The sequence below is a fragment of the Saccharopolyspora montiporae genome (genome assembly GCF_015209505.1).
GTDB lineage: Bacteria > Actinomycetota > Actinomycetes > Mycobacteriales > Pseudonocardiaceae > Saccharopolyspora > Saccharopolyspora montiporae.
Genome location: NZ_JADEYC010000018.1, coordinates 233,521 through 252,065, shown reverse-complemented (window position 1 = coordinate 252,065; position 18,545 = coordinate 233,521). Strand labels below are relative to the sequence as shown.

The following is an 18,545-nucleotide window of genomic DNA, read 5'->3' as shown; positions in this document are numbered from 1 at the left end:
CCGGGCGGTCCGGGTCCGGGCGGACCCCGGCGCCCGGCACGCGCAGCGCGGCCGCCCCGGCATCCGGCGCACGGGCGGACAGCCGCGGCGGGAGCGCCCGGACGCGCGGATCCCCGGAGGAGCGGCCGGTGGACCGGGAAGTCACCGAGCGATCCGGGGACAGCGGCGGGTTCTTCGACGAACCGCAGGTTTCGGCCGTCCCGGTGATCGGCGGCGACGAGACCCGATGACCGCGCCGCACGACACCCGCGGCGTGCAGCTGTCGGCGCTGGAGTTCGACGTGCTCAACGAGCACCTCGCGCTGGACACCGTTCCGCTGGTGCTCAAAGTGGACTCACCGGGGCGCACCCGGCAGGAGCGGGCCGAGCTGGTCGGAACGGCGTGGGATGCGCTCACCGCGCGCGGCCTGGTCGGTTCCCGGGAACCCGACCCGGAGATCGAGCGGGCGCTGCGGTTGCTGGCCCGCCCGGACCGGGAGGTCGACGCGCGGATCTGGTCCGGCGGCAGCGTCCGGGTGCTGGCGGCGGCGCAGGACTCGGCCGCCGAGGGGGTGCTGGTGATCAAACGCGACGATGCGCTGACGCTGCGCCCGGCCGCACCGGGCGGCCTCGCCCGGGAGGCGCTGTCGGTGCTGACGGGCGCACCCGCCGGTCCAGGGCGGTCGGTGTCCATCCCGAGCACGGCACTGGACGAGGCGGCGTCGGCGGCCGGGGACGACGTGTCGCGGCTGCCGCAGGAACTGCAGCGCCGCGATGTCCGCGGCGACGACGCGCAGGAACTGGCGCGGATGGTGGCGGCACCGACGGCGACGGGCCAGTTCGGCGCCGCGGTCCGCAACCGGTCCGCGCGGCGGGTCCGCGCCGGGCACGTGGTGGGGTTCTTCGACACCGCGCAGGGGCGGTACCTGCAGTTGCGCCGCAGCTCGCCGTCCGGGCAGCCGTGGAGCACGGTGGCTCCGGTCGACGAGCGCACGCTGCTCGGCCACGTCTCCGAGCTGCTTCGAGGGGTGCTCGGCGAGACGCCCGCGAGGTGGTGAGCCGGGGGCGGGCTGGCGCCGCCCGCCCCCGACGGCCTGATCACGCGACCGGTTCGACCAGCCGGTCGCGGGCTTCCGGAGCGCTGGACCGCTTGGCGTCGGCGGCCTGGTCGTCCGGCTGGGTCTGCGAGTTGCGCTCGGCTTCCACCCGCTGCACGTAGACCTCGACCTCGTGCGCGATCTTCGCGTCGTCCCAGCCCAGCACCCGGGCCATCAGCCGGGCGACCGGCTCGGCGCAGTCCACCCCGCGGTGCGGGTACTCGATGGAGATGCGGGTCCGCCGGGCCAGCACGTCCTCCAGGTGCAGCGCCGCTTCGTGGCTGCACGCGTAGACGACCTCGGCCTGCAGGTAGTTCGGTGCCTCGGGCACCGGTTCCAGCAGCGACGGGTCCTCGGCGGCCAGTGCCAGCACCTCGTGGATCATCGAGCCGTACCGGTCGAGCAGGTGCCGGATCCGGTACGGGTGCAGCCCGTGCGCGGCGGCCAGCTGGTCGGCCTGGTTGACCAGCGCGTGGTACCCGTCGGCGCCGACCAGCGGGACCTGGTCGGTGATCGAGGAGGCCACCCGACCGGACACGTCGGCGGCCACCGCGTCGACCGCGTCGGCGGCCATCACCCGGTAGGTCGTGTACTTGCCGCCGGCGATGGCCACCAGCCCGGGCGCTACCCGCGCGACCGCGTGCTCGCGGGACAGCTTGGACGACTGGTCGTTCTCCCCGGCCAGCAGCGGCCGCAGTCCGGCGTAGACGCCCTCGATGTCGTCGTGGGTCAGCGGGGTGGCCAGCACCGTGTTGATGTGCTTGAGCAGGTAGTCGATGTCGTGCTCGGTCGCCGCGGGGTGCGCCAGGTCCAGGTGCCAGTCGGTGTCCGTGGTGCCGATGATCCAGTGGCTGCCCCACGGGATCACGAACAGCACGGACTTCTCGGTGCGCAGGATCATGCCGCTCTCGGAGACGATCCGGTCGCGCGGGACCACGATGTGCACGCCCTTGCTGGCGCGCACCCGGAACCGGCCGCGGCCGCCGGACAGCTTCTGCAGCTCGTCGGTCCACACCCCGGTCGCGTTGATCACCGCCTGCGCGCGCACCTCGGTCTCCTCGCCGCTCTCCACGTCGCGCACCCGCACCCCGGCGATCCGGTCGGCGTCGCGCAGGAAACCGGTGACCTGGGTGGAGGTCAGCACGGTCGCGCCGTAGCGGGCCGCGGTGCGGGCGAGAGTCGCGGTGTGCCGCGCGTCGTCGGATTGCGCGTCGTAGTAGCGGATACCGCCGACCAGCGCGTCCTGCTTGAGCGCGGGGGCCATCCGCAGCGCACCGGCGTGGCTCAGGTGCTTCTGCCCGGGCACCGAGCGCGCCCCGCCCATCGTGTCGTACATGAGCAGTCCGGCGGCCAGGTACGGCCGCTCCCAGACGCGGTGGGTCAGCGGGTAGAGGAAGCTGACCGGCTTGACCAGGTGCGGCGCCAGCCGGGTGAGCATCAGCTCGCGCTCGCGCAGCGCCTCCCGGACCAGGGAGAACTCCAGCTGCTCCAGGTAGCGCAACCCGCCGTGGAAGAGCTTGCTGGACCGGCTGGACGTCCCGGCCGCCAGGTCGCGCGCCTCCACCAGGGCGACCTTGAGCCCGCGGGTGGCCGCGTCGAGCGCCGCTCCCGCTCCGGTCACCCCGCCGCCGATGACGACGACGTCGAATTCCTCGGCTCCGAGCTTATTCCAGTTCGCAGCGCGCTCAGCGGGGCCGAGTCCGACCTGCAACCCGGTGCGGTTCACGTTCTCGTGGTTGGACACCTGACGTCCTCCTGTCTCGCGGGGCACCCGCACCCGACCGGTCCGCGTGCTGCGCTCGCCGCCGTGCGGGACGTTGCTGTTCGATTCGCCTCGGACCTCGTTCTCCGTGCGACACCGACGCGGGAGGCGGACCCGGTGCCGATCCGCGTTGCGCCGGTCATCATGCCTGACCTGCACTTCCGGCGCCGGGCGCGGAAGCGGTCCCGGACGCCTGCTCGACCAGCGCTCCGCGGTCGCGGAGCACCTCGATGTCCTCGGCGGAGGTCTGCGCGTCGACGATCACCAGGTCGAAGTCCTCGGCCGGGGCGACCGCGTGCAGCGCGCGCCGCCGGAACTTGGTGTGGTCGACGTAGAGCACCCGCCGCCGGGCGGAGGCGAGCATGGCCTTCTTCAGCTGCACCATCTCCTGCTGCGGGTAGAAGCAGATCCCGTCGGTGACCGCCGACACCGACATGACGGTCAGGTCCACCCGCATGTTGCGCAGCGAATCCAGCGCCATGCCACCGACGAAGGCGTCGGCCCACGGCAGGTAGTCGCCGCCGATGCAGATCAGCTGGATCCCCTGCGCGGCGACGAGCTCGTCGAACACGCCGCGGTGGTTGGTCACCACGGTCAGCGGCGCGCGGTCCGGCAACAGCCGGGCCAGGTACATGCCGGTCGTGGAGTCGTCGAGCATCAGCGCCTGCCCGGGCTCGACGAGCTCGGCAGCGGCCGCGGCGAGCTGCTCCTTCTCCGCCCTGTTCTGCTCCACCCGGTATTCGGCCGCCGCCTCGTACAGCAGGGAGGAGGCGACCGAGACGTGCCCGCGGTTGCGATGCACGAGTCCTTGGGACTCCAGGTCGGCCAGGTCGCGGTAGACGGTCATCGCGCTGGCCTCGACGGCCGACACCAGGTCGTCGATGCGCATGGTGCCCGCATCCATCACCAGGTCGGTGATCCTGCGGCGCCGGTCCTGCTGCTTGCCGGACGGACGCCGGCCGGAAGCTGCGGACATCCCGTTCCCTTTCGCGGTCATCCGTCGGGAGCTCCGATGGACACAGCACCGAGCCCCAACTACGTCGATAAAAACACCATACAGGCAGTCTTGCAATGTTTGTTTTAACAACGGTAGTGTGACCGCGCCCGCGGCTCGAAGCCGGGTCGATTCCGATGGGGGAAGGTGTGGCAGCGGTGCCCGTTCCGGCGAACTCCTCGCGCCCGCTCCCCCGTTCCGCAGCGCGCCCGAGCCCCGCAGGGCACCCGGCACCCGGCCGCCCGCACCCGCTGGGCGGGTCGGAGCAGCGCGGATACCGGCGACTGGCGGCGGACATGGACACGTGTTGCCATGCGGCAGTACGGTCCCGTCTCTCTCCACGCCGGACAGTCGCAGTCACCGCAAAACCCGCCTGTGCCAACGGCGGCATACCGATGGGAACGGCAGCATGAGTTATGGCGAGATCTTCCTGTGGGAGATGATGGGGACAGCGGTGCTCACCCTGCTGGGCTGCGGGGTCACCGCGAACGTCACCCTCCGCCGCAGTCTCGGCCACGAAGGCGGATGGCTGCTGGTCAGCTTCGGCTGGGGCTTCGCGGTGTTCGCCGGCGCCAGCATCGCCGGCCCGACCGACGCGCACATCAACCCGGCGGTGACGTTGGGCCTGGCCGTCGAGGGCAGCACCCCGTGGGACCAGGTCCCCACCTACATCATCGCGCAGATGGTCGGTGCGGCGATCGGTGCCGGACTGTGCTGGGCCGTCTACAAGCTCCAGTTCGACACGCACGATGATCCGGCCGGCACCCGCGGCATCTTCGCCACCGGACCGACCGTGCCGAACAAGCCGTGGAACCTGGTGACCGAGATCATCGCGACGTTCGTCCTGGTCTTCTGGGTCATCCAGAGCCCCGAGGCCGGTCCGGGAGACACCCCGGGCATCCCGGAGTTCGGCAACTCGGCCCTGGGTTACGCTGCCGTCGCGTTCGTGGTCATCGGCATCGGCGCCTCCTTGGGCGGGCCCACCGGCTACGCGATCAACCCGGCCCGCGACCTCGGCCCGCGCGTCGCGTACGCGCTGCTGCCGATCCGTGGCAAGGGCTCGGCGGAGTGGGGTTACTCCTGGGTGCCGTTGCTCGGACCGGCATTGGGCGGAATCCTGGCCGGGGCGCTGACGCTCGTCCTTCCCGCCACTTGATCCTGCGACGCCGCGAGAACGGAAGGTAGACGAGAATGGGCTCCTACATCGCCGCCATCGACCAGGGCACGACCTCGACGCGGTGCATGATCTTCGACCGCGCAGGGCAGGTCGTGGCGGTCGACCAGATCGAGCACCGGCAGATCTTCCCGCAGGCGGGCTGGGTCGAGCACGACCCGTCGGAGATCTGGAGCAACACCCGGCAGGTGTGCGCGGGCGCGCTGGCCAAGGCCGATCTGGTGACCTCGGAGATCCTCGCGTGCGGCATCACCAACCAGCGCGAGACGACCGTGGTCTGGGACCGCAAGACCGGAAAACCCGTCTACAACGCGATCGTCTGGCAGGACACCCGCACCGACGAGATCGTCAGCTCACTGGCCAAGGACGGCGGGCAGAACCGGTTCCAGGCCAAGACGGGCCTGCCGCTGGCCACCTACTTCTCCGGCCCGAAGATCCGCTGGATCCTGGACAACGTGGACGGTGTGCGGGCACGCGCGGAGAACGGCGAGCTGCTGTTCGGCACGATGGACACCTGGGTGCTGTGGAACTGCACCGGCGGGACCGAGGGCGGCTTGCACGTCACCGACCCGACCAACGCCTCGCGGACCATGCTCATGGATCTGGAGACGCTGCAGTGGGATCCGGAGCTGTGCGAGCAGATCGGCGTCCCGATGTCGATGCTGCCCGAGATCCGCTCCTCCTCGGAGGTGTACGGCCACTTCCGGGAACGCGGTGTGCTGGGCGGCATCCCGATCTCCGGCATCCTCGGCGACCAGCAAGCGGCCACCTTCGGACAGGCGTGCCTGTCCCCGGGCGAGGCCAAGAACACCTACGGCACGGGCAATTTCGTACTGCTCAACACCGGGACCGAACCGGTGCTCAGTGAGAACGGACTGCTCACCACCGTCGGCTACAAGATCGGCGAGAACGAGACGGTCTACTGCCTGGAGGGCTCGATCGCGGTCACCGGGTCGCTGGTGCAGTGGCTGCGGGACAACCTGGGCCTGATCGGGAGCTCCCCCGAGATCGAGCAGGTGGCCGCAACGGTGGAGGACAACGGCGGGGCATACTTCGTCCCGGCGTTCTCCGGGCTGTTCGCCCCGCACTGGCGGGCCGACGCCCGCGGCGCGATCGTCGGGCTGACCCGGTTCGTCAACCGCGGGCACGTGGCGCGCGCGGTGCTCGAAGCGACGGCGTTCCAGACCCGCGAGGTCATCGACGCGATGAACGCGGATTCCGGTGTCCCGCTGAAGTCGCTCAAGGTCGACGGCGGGATGGTGGCCAACGAGCTGCTCATGCAGTTCCAGGCCGACATCCTGGGCGTTCCGGTGATCCGCCCGACCGTCGCCGAGACGACGGCGCTGGGCGCGGCCTACGCCTCCGGGCTGGCGGTCGGATTCTGGGAGAGCGAAGAGGACATCCGCTCCAACTGGTCCAAGGACAAGCAGTGGGATCCGCAGATGGCGCCGGACCGGCGGGCCCACGAGTACCACCAGTGGCAGAAGGCGGTCACCAAGACCTTCGACTGGGTGGAGTGAGCCCGGCCCTAGCCACACGAAGCCCCCGCACCCGAATTCCCTTCGGGCGCGGGGGCTTCGTGCTGCGACGGACCCGAGTCAGGGCACGACCTGCACCTCGTCCCCGGGCTGCAGGCTGTCGAAGAACGTCTTGGACGCGGTGGTGGACAGGTGGATGCAGCCGTTGGACTCCTGCTCCAGACTGCCCTCGTGGAAGGCCACCCCGGTATCGGTGAAGAACACCGCGTTCGGCATGGGCGCGCCGAACTCACCGCTGACGTGGTCGGCGTTCTTCCACTGCACCTGGAAGGTGCCCTGCGGGGTCTCCGCGCCGGGCTTGCCGGACGTGGTGGGCACGGGTCCGTAGCTGGTCCGCCCGTCCTCCTGCAGCCACGCCTGGTTGGTGGACAGGCTCACGCATGCCTTGGCGGTCGGCTCACAGGGAGCGGGGCTACCGCCGGTGGCCTGGGCTTGGGCACCGGCTCCGCCGGCGAACAGCCCACCGGCCACCAGGGCGGCCAGGCCGAGAGCGGGTGCTTTCCTGATGCGCATCCGTTGCCTCACATCCTCGCGCGGATCGACGTGCACCTGTTCGACGGTGCCACACGTCCGTGTGACGCTCGGCCGGGGCCGAGGTTGCTCGCGCACCGCGCCGGATCGCCGCCGACGACCGCAGGGCATGGCTGCGCTGCACCGATCCACACCAGTCGTGATCGGAGTCACGTCCGGCCTGCCGAACGGAGCTCGTCCTCGACGATCCGCACCGCCCGGTCGACCCCGCCCGCCTGCCGGACCTCGTCCCGGATCCGCGTGCAGTTCGCCCGGATCACCGGGTCGGCGGCCACCCGCAGCACCTGCTCGCGCAGCTGCTCCGGTTCGACCGCGTCCGCGTCGGCCCGTTCGCCCAGGCCGAGCTCCGTGATCCGGTCGGCGTTCATGAACTGGTCCGCGGCCTGCGGGACCGCCACCAGCGGAACGCCGTGGTAGAAGCCTTCCGTGACACCGCCCATCCCGGCGTGCGTGACGAACGCGCTCGCCGAACCGAGCGCCGCCAACTGCGGAATCCACTGGCGCACTTCGATGTTGGCCGGGATCGGCCCCAGATCGGCAGGCTGCACACCGCGGCCGACCGACATCAGCACGTGCCAGTCCAGATCGGCGAAGGCGCGCAGGCACCTCCGGTAGAAGTCGGCCCTGCGGTTGTAGGCCGAGCCGAGCGAGACCACCAGCACCGGGCGGTCGTCCGGGCGCTGCCAGCCACCTTGGAACGCGCGGTCGGTCAGCATCGGCCCGACGAAGGTGAACTGCTCCGGGACCTGGTCACCGAAGTACTGGAACGCGCGGGGAATGGTGACGATGCCGCGCCGCGGGACACTGATGTCCACATAGGACAAATCGGTGCCCTGCTCGGCGAAGTAGTCCTCGAACCGGCGCTGCACCGCCGCCATCTCCGGCCCGGTGGTGATCGGCAGGAACTGCTCGGCCAGCGCCGCGGAGTACACGTGCGTCGGCGAGACCTGCACGAGAGGCACGTCCCACTTCGCGCCGAGCACGAGTGCGTGGAACGCGGCGGGGTCGTAGACGATCAGGTCGGGGCGATCGCCGGCGTAGCTCCGCTCCAGCTGCGGGACGACGGACATCGCCTCGTCGAGGAAGAGGCTCTGCGCTGCGGCGGGGTCGTCCGGCCAGCTCTGCTGCGGATCGGACGGCGAGGGCAGCAGCGAGGTGTAGGGCACCGGGGTGGCCCCCGCCGAGGACACGATCGACGTGAACTCCGCGGTGTTGGCGTAGGTGGTCCGGTGACCGCGTTCGGCGAGGGCTTCGACCAGCCCCAGGCCGGGGTTGACGTGGCCGTGCGCCGGGATCGACAGGAATGCGATGTGCGCGCGGCGATGATCGGTGTGGTGCATCGGGGTTTCGCTCCGAGTTCAGCCGCCGGTTCGGCGGTGGGTGCGACAGGACGCGCCCGCGACGCGACGTCTGCGGGCGGGATCGGCGGCCGACGGGTCGATGGCCCGGCCGCGCGCGTCCTCAGCGGTAGAACTGGAGCATCAGCACGAGCCCAGTCTAGCCGAGCCCTCGGTGCGGTCACCGCCGCGTCCGAGCGGGGTCACCAGCGTCACCAGGGGTGCTGTGCCGGGCGCTGCTCGGCGGGCAGCGAGCAGGCCGGAGTCGTGCCGGGCAACCGGTGCCGGTTGTTCGCGATCCGCCGGTAGGCCCATTCCGCTATCGAGCTCAGCACCGGTGCGGTGAGCAGCGCACCGAGCCAGGACCACGGGGCGCTGGTGGCGCGCAGCAGCCGCGCGGCGGCCGCGGCACCCCCGAAGATCCGGCCGTCCGCGTCGATCCACAGCACCTCGTGCCGGGCGCGGTCCACCGTGGTGCGCAGCGCCGCCAGATCGAGTTCCTGCCAGGGTCGCGCGGCCCAGCCGGACCGCGCGGGCAGCCTGCGGGCCAGGAAGACGCTGCGGGTGCAGAAACCGCAGTCCCCGTCGTAGACGAGGAGCGGACGATCGGGCACGGTGCACCTCCCGCGCGGCGGCAGCGGCACCACCACCGTGCCCGCGGTGCCGCGCCCGCGCCAGGACGCGACACCGCCGACGCTTTCAGTCCAGGTCGTCGTGCCGCATCAGCTGCCGGCCCGCTTCGGTCAGCGATCCGGACAGCGAGGGATAAACCGAGAAGGTGTTGGCCAGGTTGTCCACGGTCACCTGGTTCTGCACGGCGAGCGCGATCGGCAGGATCAGCTCGCTGGCGTTCGGCGCGACCACGACGCCGCCGACGACCACACCGGTCTGCGGGCGGCAGAAGACCTTCAGGAATCCGCGCCGGAGACCTTCCATCTTCGCCCGCGGATTGGTGGCCAGCGGCAGCCGCACGGTGCGCGCGGGGACTTCGCCGGAGTCGATGGCGTGCTGGCTGATGCCGACGGTCGCGATTTCCGGGTGGGTGAACACGTTGGCTGCGACGGTCTTGAGCTTGATCGGCGCCACGCCTTCGCCGAGGGCGTGCCACATGGCGATGCGCCCCTGCATGGCGGCCACCGAGGCGAGTAGCAGCAGACCGGTGCAGTCGCCGGCCGCGTACACGCCGGGCGCGCTGGTGCGCGAGACGCGGTCGACCGGGATGTAGCCGCCGCGACCCGGTTCCACGCCGATCCGCTCCAGGCCCACGTCCTCGGTGTTGGGTTCCGAGCCGACGGTCAGCAGCGCGTGGCTGGCCTCCACCTGGCGGCCGTCGGCGAGGTGGATGAGCACGCCGGAGTCGGTGCGCTCGACCTTTTCCGCCCGCGCGTGCTTGACCACCGCGGTACCCCGCTCCGCGAACACCTCTTCGAGAACCGCTGCCGCGTCGGCGTCCTCGTGCGGCAGCACCCGGTCGCGGCTGGAGATCATGGTGACCTTGACGCCCATCTCGGTGTAGGCAGAGGCGAATTCGACGCCGGTGACCCCGGATCCGATCACCGCGAGGTGCTCGGGCATCTCCGGCAGGTCGTAGAGCTGGCGCCAGGTCAGGATGCGTTCGCCGTCGGGCTCGGCCCCCTTGAGGATCCGCGGGGTCGCTCCGGTGGCGATCAGCACCACGTCGGCCACGAGCTCCTCGGTCCCGCCGTCGGCCAGCTCGACGCCGATGTGGTGAGTGGCCATGCCCGGTGTCGAGTCGGTGAACCGCGCGCGGCCCGCGATGATCTTCGCGCCTTCGCGGCGAACCCGGGACCGGATGTCGGCGGACTGCGCCAGCGCGAGGCCCTTGACCCGGCCGTGCACCACGGCGACGTCCACGTCGGAATCGTCGACCCGGGCTCGGATGCCGAGCTCGCGGGCGTCGCGGAACGACGACCGCGCTCCGGCGGACGCGATGAAGGTCTTCGACGGCACGCAGTCGTAGAGCACGCAGGCGCCGCCCAGGCCCTCCGGCTCGACCAGCGTGACGTCTGCCCCGTTCTGCGCTGCGACCAACGCGGCCTCGTAGCCCGCGGGGCCGCCTCCCATGATCACGATGCGGGTCACTTGCGCTCCTCCCGGATCCGCCTGCCTTGTGGGCGCGGGTCAACCGTACGCGGGGCGGGTCCGGTCAATTCGGGTGGTACCGAGCGCACCGAGCCCGGGTGGTGCAGCACACACGCCTGGCCCGGGAGTCCCGGCTACCCACTTTCGTGACGTGATCCGGTCCGCTCTCCGGACGCGCGATCGTTACCCTGGCCGAGTGCCTCTGTACGCCGCGTACGGATCCAACATGGATGCCGCGCAGATGATGAAGCGGGCCCCGCACTCCCCGATGGCCGGGACCGGTTGGCTGATGGACTGGCGCCTGACCTTCGGCGGCGAGGACTACGGCTGGGAAGGCGCGCTGGCCACGATCGCCGAGCAGCCCGACTCGCACGTGTTCACCGTGCTCTACGACGTCAGCCCGGAGGATGAACGGGAGCTGGACAGCTGGGAAGGGGGCGAGCTGGGGCTGCACAAGAAGCTCCGGCTCCGGGTGCACACCCTGGAGGGCCCCACGCTGGCCTGGCTGTACGTGCTCGACGCCTACGAGGGCGGCCTTCCTTCGGCGCGCTACCTCGGCGTGCTCGCCGACGCGGCCGAAGCCGCCGGTGCGCCCGCCGACTACGTGGAGGATCTGCGCACCCGCCCGTGCAGCAACGTCGGCCCGTGACCTCGTGGCCGGAGCCCGGCCTGCCTGCTCGGGCGATGCCCGCTCGGGTGCTGCCCGCCCCGTGCTGCCTGCCGGCGGGCTGTCCGCCCTGGACGGTGCGCAGCCCGTGCCAGAATCACGCATCGGCAGCACATCCGGTAGCGGAGGGACGGGGTTGACCGAATCCGAGGTCCCGCAGCAGGCGGGGCGCCGCGAGCGGATTCGACGGGAGGCGCTGGACAGCGGTTTCGTCCGGATCGAGCAGCTCGCCGCCGATCACGGCGTCAGCACCATGACGATCCACCGCGATCTGGATGTCCTGGAGCAGCAGGGCTGGGTGCGCAAGGTCCGCGGCGGCGCGAGCTCGGCGCCGAACGCCCTGCTGGAGGGATCAGTGCGCACGCGGATGGCCGATGCCGCCGCGGAGAAGTCCCGGCTCGCCGAGCACGCGCTCGACCTGGTCGCACCGGGCCAGGTGGTGGCGATCGACGACAGCACGACCGCGCTCGCAGTCGCGGACGGCCTCCCGGAGCGGGGACCGTGCACCGTGGTCACCAACTTCCTCTCGGTGATCAACCGGCTCAGCGGGGAACCGGGCATCCAGGTGATCGGGCTCGGCGGCGACTACCGGTCCTCCTACGACGCGTTCCTCGGGCTGCACACCGCCGACATGGCCACAACGCTGCGCTCCGACGTGCTGTTCATGTCCACCACCGCCGTGGTCGACGGGCACTGCCTGCACCGCTCCCAGGAGACGATCCAGGTCAAGCGGGCGCTGATGCGCACCGCGGCGCACCGGGTGCTGCTGGTCGACCACACCAAGTTCGAGCGTCGGGCACTGCACGAGCTCGCACCGCTGACCGAGTTCGACCTGGTGCTCAGCGATCCCGGCCTGCCGCAGACCGAACGCGCGGCGCTGGTCGAGGCCGGGGTGAACCTGCGCATCGCCGAATGACCCGCAACACCGGGGCATTTCAGTCCACCAACCACCCCCGCGCGCGCAGTTCCGCCACGAACTGCAGGTAGTTGTCCCGCAGCGGCGGGATGTCAGCGGCGACCGGCTCGACTTCGGCTCCCGGTCGAACCATGGCCGCCGCCGCGGAGCTGAGGTCGGGGTACAGCGAACCGGTCGCGGCCAGGAGAGCGGCTCCCACCGCGGTGCCCGCACCGGGGACCCGCAGCACCGGCCGCTCCAACACGCTGGCCCGGATCCGGCACCACTCCTGGCTGCGCGCCCCACCGCCCGCGGTGCGGATCGGGCCGGTGGCCGGCGCACCGAGGTCGGCGAGCCGCTGCAGGGCCAGTCGCTCGCTGAAGGCGATGCCTTCCAGTCGGGACCGGTGCTCGTCGACCCGGTCCACCGGTTCGGACAACAGGAACGACGTGGCCGAGGCCGCCTGGAACGGGAAACGCTCACCGGTGCCGCGCAGCGGGTACTGCACCGCGGTGGACGGACCTCGTTGCGCCGCAGCGCGATCCAGCGCAGCCAGCTCTCCGGGATCCACATCGGACAGTGCGGCGCCGCCGACGTTCGCCGCGCCGCCCGGCAACCAGCTGCCATCCGGGTGCAGGTGGCTGTACACGGCCCCGGTCGGATCGTGCACGAGCTCAGCGGACACCCCCTTGAGCACCAGGGTCGTGCCGAGCACGGTGACGAACTGACCGAGATCGACTGCGCCGCAAGCCAACTGGCCCGCGCAACCGTCCGTCATTCCCGCGCGCACCGCGCAACCCACCGGGAGCCCGGTCACCGCGGACGCATCCGCCCCGACCTCGCCGAGCACCTCGGTCGGGCGCACCACGACGGGCAGCATCGCAGACGGAACACCGAGCGCGTCGAAGACCTCGTGCGCCCACTCCCCGCGCACCGCGTCGTAACCGCTCTTGAGCGCGTGGCTGGTATCGACCGCCACCGGATGGTCGACGAGCATCCGGCCGAGCAGGTCCGGGGTGTGGCAGAAGCGGGCGGTCTCCGGAGGCAGGTTCTCGGCGAGCCATCCGATGCGCGCCAGCCCGGACCCGGCCGAGGGCACGATTCCCGTTCGGCGCCAGCGCTCGGCACCGGTCTCGCGCGCCAGTCGCGCCTGGTGCACCGCCCTGCGGTCGTCGTACATGAGCGCGGGTCCGGTGGGTGCACCGGCCGCGTCGACGGGCACCACGGTGCCCGAGGTGGCCGAGATCGCCAGCGAGGTGATCGAACCGCTGCGCGACCCGAGCGCTGCGCAGCACTCGGCCAAGCAGTCCCGCACTGCGGGCCACCACGCGGCCGCGTCCTGTTCGGCACGCCCGTCGGCCGAGCGCTGGACGGCGGGCAACGGGCGCGCGGCGGCGGCCACCACCGTCCCGAACGGATCGTGCACCTGGACCCGGACGTTCGCGGTCGCCACGTCGACGCCCGCGACGAGCTCGCCCACCGGGTCGGGTTGCGCGATCACGTCCGCTCCTGCAGGGCGGCCAGCGCAGCGGGGAGCTCGGCCAGCGAGTCGATGGCGATGTCCGGTTCGGCCAGCTGCTCGGCGGTGGGGCGCGGTGGAGCCTCACCGCGGACCACCCACACGGTGCGCACTCCCACACGCTGCGCCCCGCGCACGTCGGTGTCCAGCCGATTGCCGACGTGTACGGCGTTGCTCGCGGATACCCCGGCCTCGCGCAAGGCGTAGCGGAAGATCTCCGGATCGGGTTTTTCGGCGCCGACCACTTCGGAGATCGCCCAGATGTCGACGTGCGCGGCCACGCCGTCGCGGCGCAGCGCGTCCACCACGACCGCGCGCTGGTTTGCCACGATCGCGATGCGGAAGCGCCCCGCGAGCTGCCGGAGCGCCGGGAGCACGTCCGGGTGCAGCGCCGTCGGCGGGTATTCCCAGTAGGACTCGGCGCGGTCGGAGAGCCGCTGCCGATCCTGCGCGGTGAGGAACCGCTCCGCCACGGCGGTGCGCAGCGATCCGCCCTGGGCCTGCCTGCGCTCGTCGTAGATCCGCTGGAACTCGTCGTCGTCGACGGCGCCGCCGTTCTCCGCGACCAGCTCGCGGACCGCCGCCAGCAGCGCGTCCCGGTACGCCGCGTCGTCGTAGATCGGGCCGCCGACGTCGAGCAGCACCAGCTCGATCCGGTCGGCTGCGTCCTGGGGTTGGTCCGGCACGTCGCTTCCTCCTGCGGGCGATCCGGTCGAGGCCGGTGATGTCACACCTGAGTGCAAATATAACATCATTCTTGAAATTATTAACAGCAAATGCTGTGATAATCCTCGTCGAGGCGGCACGACGCGGTGCTCGCCCGCACGGACGAGCAGGAGGTCTCCGGTGATCACCATCGGCATCGACGCGGGCACCTCGGTGGTGAAGAGCGTCGCCTACACCGCGGACGGGACCGAGCTGGCGGTCGTGCGCCGCCCGACCCGGGTGCACCACCCGGAACCCACCTGGGCCGAGCAGGACATGGACGAGGTCTGGACCGCCGTCGCCGACACGGTGGCCGAACTGGCCGCCGGCCTGGACGACCCGGTCCGCGCCATCGGGATCACCGCGCAGGGCGACGGCTGCTGGCTGGTGGACCGGGCCGGGCGACCCACCGGTCCCGCGCTGCTGTGGAACGACGCCCGCGCCGGCGACATCGCCGCGCACTGGGCCGGGGCCGGACTGCTGGACCAGGTGCGCGCGATGAACGGATCGGTCGGCTTCGGCGGGTTGGCCCACGCGCAGTTGACCTGGCTCGCCGAGCACGAGCCCGCCCGCGTCGCCGCCGCAGACCACCTGCTCAGCTGCGGGAGCTGGCTGTTCCACCGGCTGACCGGAACCACCGGCTGGGACGTGTCCGAAGCGTGCAACCCGTTCCTGGACAGCCGGACCGGCCAGTACTCCACCGAGATCCTGGAACTGCTCGGCCTCGACTGGGCCCGGCGGCTGCTGCCAGACGTGCTCGACGGCCCGGACCGCGTGGCCGCGCTGCACCCGGCCACCGCCGACCGGGTCGGCCTGCCCGCGGGGACTCCGGTCGTACTCGGCTCCTACGACGTGGTCTCCACCGCGCTCGGCGCCGGAGCCACCGAGCCGGGTCAGGCGTGCAGCATCCTCGGCACGACGCTGTGCACCGGCACGATCACCGATGATCCGGGCGCGGCCCGGACCGGCATGCAACTGCGCACCCCGATGCCGGGCCGCTGGATGCTGGCCAACGCCACGCTGGCCGGGACCGAGGTGGTGGACTGGGCCTGCCGAGCGCTCGGTTCGCCGGGCCCCGGGCAGCTGACCGAACTGGCCGGCCGGGCCGAACCGGGGAGCGGCGGGCTCCTGGTGCTGCCGTACCTGTCGCCGGGCGGGGAACGCGCACCGTTCTACGACCCGGCCGCGCGAGGCAGCGTGCACGGCCTGCGCCTGGACCACGGACCGGCGGAGATCGCCCGCGCCTGCCTGGAGGGACTGGCTGCGGTCATCCACGACTGCCTGCACAGCTCGGACGCGCGGCCGACCGAGCTGCGGCTGACCGGCGGCGGTTCGACGAGCCCGCTGTGGCGGCAGATCATCGCCGACATCACCGGGCTGCCCGTGGTGCGCACCACAGACGAGCAGGCGGGTGCGCGCGGTGCCGCGCTGACCGCGCTGTCCGTGCTCGATGGGCACGAGCTCACCGCAGTGGCCGCCGAGGTCGTCGACACCGCCACGCCCGTCGAACCCGATCCGGCGCACCACGAGCGGTACGCGGACCTGGTCGCCCGCTTCGCGGCCGCACGCGAGGACGCCCGCGCCGCCGGCTGGTACCGGCAGACCGGCTGAACCGCCCACGGGCACGGGCACCGCACGCAGCTGCTCGACGTGCGCGAGCCCAGCCGGCCGCATCACGCGGCCTCCGCACCGAGCGGAGCCGACCAGGCCAGGGCCAGCAGATCGGCCCCGCGACGCGTTCCCCGGCGGTCGCGGCGTTCGTCGAGCCTGCGGGAGACGAGGGCGCGGAACTGCTCGCCGTGCCCGGCGAGGTCCTGCAGCGCCTGTTCCAGGCAGGCCAGCGCCGTGCGCTTCGGACCGGTGCACAGCAGCTCGCAGAGCGCGACGTCCAGAGCTTGGCAGCGCAATCCGTCGAGCTCGACGATGTCGCGCTCCCTGATCCACGCGTTGTGCACCGCGAGTCCCGGCATCGACCGCAACTCGCGGTCATAGGGCACGGTCACGTGCACCACGTGATCGGCCGCGGCCGTGCAGCCGTGCATCGCCGCTGCGGTCGTCCCGGACAGGACCGAATGCGGTCCGGTGCGCAGCAGCGCCGCTGCCGCCACAGTTCGGGGATCGTGCGCCCGCCCCTCCGGTGCGACCACCCCGCTCCACAGCTCGCGCCAGACGCCGTCCCGCAGCGCCAGCGCCAGCTCCGCCGCACCGATCAGTTCCTCGGCATCACGCCGGACTACGGCACCGTGCAATCCCCGGGCCGCCAGCTCCGGGTTCTCCGCCTCAGCGATCGTCGTCGTATCCATGCCCTACAAGAGGGCGATACCCCGACCGCAGATGCAGGACGGCACCGACGACCGCACGATCGGGCGATCGCAACTCACCTGCGCAGGCTCAGCCCGGCAGCGTGCACCATCGTCCGGATCCCCACGACCAGCGCGCGCTCGTCCAGCCAGAACGCCGGTTGGTGCAGGTCCTGGACCGGACCGTCCCCGGAGTGCACGCCGAGCCGGGCGAACGAACCCGGCACGTGTTCGAGGTACCAGCCGAAGTCCTCGCCTCCGGAGGACTGGGCGGTACCGGTCAGCGCGTCCTCGCCCGCGGCGCGGACGACCGCCGTGCTGAGCAGATCCGTGCTGGTCGCCTCGTTGACCACCGGCGGCACTCCGCGCAGGTGGTGCAGGTCGTACCCGACGCCCAGCGGCGCGAGCAGGCTGCCCACCAGCTCGTCGGTGAGCCGCTCCATCGTGGCCCAGGTGTCCCGGTCGGCGGTGCGCAGCGTTCCGGTCAGCACGCCGTTCTGCGGGATGGCGTTGGGCGCCTCGCCGGAGTGCACCGCGCCCCAGGTCAGCACGGTCCCGGTCCGCGGGTCGACGCGGCGGGACAGCAGGGTCGGCAGGTCGGTGATGAGCGTGCCCAGCGCGTGCACCAGATCGGCTGTCAGGTGCGGGCGCGAGGTGTGCCCACCCGGCGAACTCAGCCGCACCTCCAGCAGATCGGCGGCCGAGGTGATGGCACCGACGCGGGTCCCGACCTGGCCCACCGGCAGCCGCGGATCGCAGTGCAGGCCGAAGATCCGGTCCACGCCGTCCAGCCCGCCCGCCGCGAGCACGTCCAGCGCCCCGCCGGGCATGACTTCCTCGGCCGGCTGGAAGATCATCCGCACCCGGCCGGGCAGCCGCGGCGCCTGGGCGAGCGCGAGCGCGGTGCCCAGCATGATCGCCGTGTGCGCGTCGTGCCCGCAGGCGTGCGCGGCTCCGTCCACCGTGGAGGCGTACGGCAGCCCGGAGGATTCGGCGAGCGGGAGCGCATCGATGTCCGCGCGCAGCGCCACGGTCGGCCCGGGCTCGGAGTCATCACCCTCGATGTCGCAGATCAGCCCGGTTCCGCCGGGCAGCACCTGCGGGGACAGGCCGAGCCTGGTGAGCTCGTCCACCAGGAAGGTCGTGGTCTTGTGCTCACCGCGGGAGAGCTCGGGGTTGGCGTGCAGGTGCCGCCGCCAGGCACGCACCCGATCGACGTTCGCGCCGATCCAGTCGTCCAGCCAGGACGGACCGCGACCGGAGCCGAGATCGGCGAGAGGCGGCTCGACCGCGGGAGCACCGGGCAGCGGCATCCCCGGATCCCCGGTGGCCGCTGCGAGCACACCTCTTGGCAGCTCCGCACGCCCGCTCGGGTCCTGTTCCTCGTCCTGTGCAGAACCGCCTTCCGGCGACCGGCCCGGTTCCGGGCCTCGCGCATCCACCACGGCCACGCCACGCCTCCCGACGTGCAGAGAGTCTCCTCCGGCGAGCATCTCGCCCTTACCTGTCGCGCACACCGACCGGTAACCGGCCGCCCCGCGGTCGCAGCGCGGCGCGGATCCGGAGCGCATCGGGTTCCGGACCTGCGCGCCGAGCCCGATGGGGCACCGCACGGCCGACGTCCACCGCGGTGGGCGGATTCGGCACCGCGGTCTGCCGGAGGGCATCGGTCCGCCCGGCACCGCTGCGCTGCTGCGCGGGAGCGGGTACTGCCCGGGTGCGAGCAGCGGCGGTACCGGGTGCGGCGCAGCGAGGTGCGCCGGAGCTCCGCACGCGCTGCCCGGGGTTGCCGGGGCGCCGGAGCAGGATCGACCGGGCCTGACGCACAGTCAGCGCACTCGCAGCACTAACCCCCGATCCGGGGATGCTCGGAGTACGTTCCGCACACTCAGTGTAGCGCATCCCCGGGGAGGCCGACCGCGGTGAATCCAGAACCCGCAGGTCA

At 72.0% G+C, this 18,545-nt stretch carries 16 protein-coding genes and 1 pseudogene; 7 read left to right on the top strand and 10 right to left on the bottom strand.

Annotated features, from left to right (window positions below):
• Both IQ251_RS19755 and IQ251_RS12095 read left to right on the top strand, forming a co-directional pair.
• Positions 1-230, top strand: a pseudogene (locus IQ251_RS19755) (PPE domain-containing protein); the annotation flags it as partial.
• The gene (locus IQ251_RS12095; protein ID WP_193928608.1) at positions 227-1,036 is read left to right on the top strand and encodes an ESX secretion-associated protein EspG; all 810 of its coding nucleotides are present in this window, start codon (positions 227-229) and stop codon (positions 1,034-1,036) included. The pseudogene IQ251_RS19755 and the gene IQ251_RS12095, both read left to right, overlap by 4 nt.
• 40 nt (positions 1,037-1,076) lie before the next feature.
• Here the strand turns inward: IQ251_RS12095 and glpD are convergent, their stop codons facing one another.
• Positions 1,077-2,819 (bottom strand): glycerol-3-phosphate dehydrogenase, encoded by a 1,743-nt coding sequence (glpD, locus tag IQ251_RS12090; protein WP_370591351.1) that lies wholly within the window; start codon positions 2,817-2,819, stop codon positions 1,077-1,079.
• Between the two features lie 160 nt (positions 2,820-2,979).
• Complete coding sequence (locus IQ251_RS12085) at positions 2,980-3,813, bottom strand: DeoR/GlpR family DNA-binding transcription regulator (RefSeq protein WP_193928607.1); 834 nt, start codon at positions 3,811-3,813, stop codon at positions 2,980-2,982.
• A gap of 427 nt (positions 3,814-4,240) precedes the next feature.
• Between IQ251_RS12085 and IQ251_RS12080 the strand changes: the two genes are divergently transcribed.
• Together IQ251_RS12080 and glpK are read left to right on the top strand one after the other, a co-directional pair.
• Complete coding sequence (locus IQ251_RS12080) at positions 4,241-4,987, top strand: MIP/aquaporin family protein (protein WP_193928606.1); 747 nt, start codon at positions 4,241-4,243, stop codon at positions 4,985-4,987.
• Between the two features lie 35 nt (positions 4,988-5,022).
• On the top strand, positions 5,023-6,525 hold the full coding sequence (gene glpK, locus IQ251_RS12075; protein WP_193928605.1) for a glycerol kinase GlpK: 1,503 nt from the start codon (positions 5,023-5,025) through the stop codon (positions 6,523-6,525).
• Between the two features lie 78 nt (positions 6,526-6,603).
• On the opposite strand, the gene IQ251_RS12070 is transcribed toward glpK, so the two are convergent.
• The 4 genes from IQ251_RS12070 to IQ251_RS12055 all read right to left on the bottom strand — a co-directional run bounded on the left by IQ251_RS12070 (position 6,604) and on the right by IQ251_RS12055 (position 10,514).
• The gene (locus IQ251_RS12070; RefSeq protein ID WP_193928604.1) at positions 6,604-7,056 is read right to left on the bottom strand and encodes a L,D-transpeptidase; all 453 of its coding nucleotides are present in this window, start codon (positions 7,054-7,056) and stop codon (positions 6,604-6,606) included.
• 167 nt (positions 7,057-7,223) lie between these two features.
• Positions 7,224-8,414 (bottom strand): macrolide family glycosyltransferase, encoded by a 1,191-nt coding sequence (locus IQ251_RS12065; protein WP_193928603.1) that lies wholly within the window; start codon positions 8,412-8,414, stop codon positions 7,224-7,226.
• A 209-nt stretch (positions 8,415-8,623) separates the two neighbouring features.
• Positions 8,624-9,025, bottom strand: a complete 402-nt coding sequence (locus IQ251_RS12060) for a thiol-disulfide oxidoreductase DCC family protein (RefSeq protein WP_193928602.1) — start codon at positions 9,023-9,025, stop codon at positions 8,624-8,626.
• Positions 9,026-9,110: 85 nt separating this feature from the next.
• Positions 9,111-10,514 carry an NAD(P)H-quinone dehydrogenase gene (locus tag IQ251_RS12055; protein WP_193928601.1) on the bottom strand — a complete coding sequence of 468 codons (1,404 nt, stop codon included), beginning with the start codon at positions 10,512-10,514 and terminating at the stop codon, positions 9,111-9,113.
• Between the two features lie 196 nt (positions 10,515-10,710).
• Between IQ251_RS12055 and IQ251_RS12050 the strand changes: the two genes are divergently transcribed.
• Together IQ251_RS12050 and IQ251_RS12045 are read left to right on the top strand one after the other, a co-directional pair.
• Complete coding sequence (locus tag IQ251_RS12050) at positions 10,711-11,163, top strand: gamma-glutamylcyclotransferase family protein (RefSeq protein ID WP_193928600.1); 453 nt, start codon at positions 10,711-10,713, stop codon at positions 11,161-11,163.
• 154 nt (positions 11,164-11,317) lie between these two features.
• Positions 11,318-12,097: a DeoR/GlpR family DNA-binding transcription regulator gene (locus IQ251_RS12045; RefSeq protein WP_193928599.1), complete on the top strand. Its 780-nt coding sequence runs from the start codon at positions 11,318-11,320 to the stop codon at positions 12,095-12,097.
• A gap of 19 nt (positions 12,098-12,116) precedes the next feature.
• On the opposite strand, the gene IQ251_RS12040 is transcribed toward IQ251_RS12045, so the two are convergent.
• Both IQ251_RS12040 and IQ251_RS12035 read right to left on the bottom strand, forming a co-directional pair.
• Positions 12,117-13,556: an FGGY-family carbohydrate kinase gene (locus IQ251_RS12040; protein WP_193928635.1), complete on the bottom strand. Its 1,440-nt coding sequence runs from the start codon at positions 13,554-13,556 to the stop codon at positions 12,117-12,119.
• Positions 13,557-13,573: 17 nt separating this feature from the next.
• A complete protein-coding gene (locus tag IQ251_RS12035) occupies positions 13,574-14,281 on the bottom strand; it encodes an HAD family hydrolase (protein ID WP_370591350.1) in 708 nt (235 codons plus the stop codon).
• A 160-nt stretch (positions 14,282-14,441) separates the two neighbouring features.
• Between IQ251_RS12035 and IQ251_RS20010 the strand changes: the two genes are divergently transcribed.
• Positions 14,442-15,911, top strand: a complete 1,470-nt coding sequence (locus IQ251_RS20010) for an FGGY family carbohydrate kinase (RefSeq protein WP_193928598.1) — start codon at positions 14,442-14,444, stop codon at positions 15,909-15,911.
• A gap of 62 nt (positions 15,912-15,973) precedes the next feature.
• Here IQ251_RS20010 and IQ251_RS12025 read toward each other — a convergent pair whose 3' ends face one another.
• Entirely contained in the window at positions 15,974-16,603 is a 630-nt protein-coding gene (locus IQ251_RS12025) for a hypothetical protein (protein ID WP_228046585.1), read from the bottom strand.
• A 74-nt stretch (positions 16,604-16,677) separates the two neighbouring features.
• Positions 16,678-18,051 carry a M20 family metallopeptidase gene (locus IQ251_RS12020; RefSeq protein WP_370591349.1) on the bottom strand — a complete coding sequence of 458 codons (1,374 nt, stop codon included), beginning with the start codon at positions 18,049-18,051 and terminating at the stop codon, positions 16,678-16,680.
• Positions 18,052-18,545 lie beyond the last annotated feature (494 nt).

Coding starts and splice junctions, on each gene's coding strand:
- IQ251_RS12095 (WP_193928608.1), top strand. CDS start 227: ATGACCGCGCCGCACGACACCCGCGGCGTGCAGCTGTCGGCGCTGGAG.
- IQ251_RS12085 (WP_193928607.1), bottom strand. CDS start 3,813: ATGTCCGCAGCTTCCGGCCGGCGTCCGTCCGGCAAGCAGCAGGACCGG.
- IQ251_RS12080 (WP_193928606.1), top strand. CDS start 4,241: ATGAGTTATGGCGAGATCTTCCTGTGGGAGATGATGGGGACAGCGGTG.
- glpK (WP_193928605.1), top strand. CDS start 5,023: ATGGGCTCCTACATCGCCGCCATCGACCAGGGCACGACCTCGACGCGG.
- IQ251_RS12070 (WP_193928604.1), bottom strand. CDS start 7,056: ATGCGCATCAGGAAAGCACCCGCTCTCGGCCTGGCCGCCCTGGTGGCC.
- IQ251_RS12065 (WP_193928603.1), bottom strand. CDS start 8,414: ATGCACCACACCGATCATCGCCGCGCGCACATCGCATTCCTGTCGATC.
- IQ251_RS12025 (WP_228046585.1), bottom strand. CDS start 16,603: ATGGATACGACGACGATCGCTGAGGCGGAGAACCCGGAGCTGGCGGCC.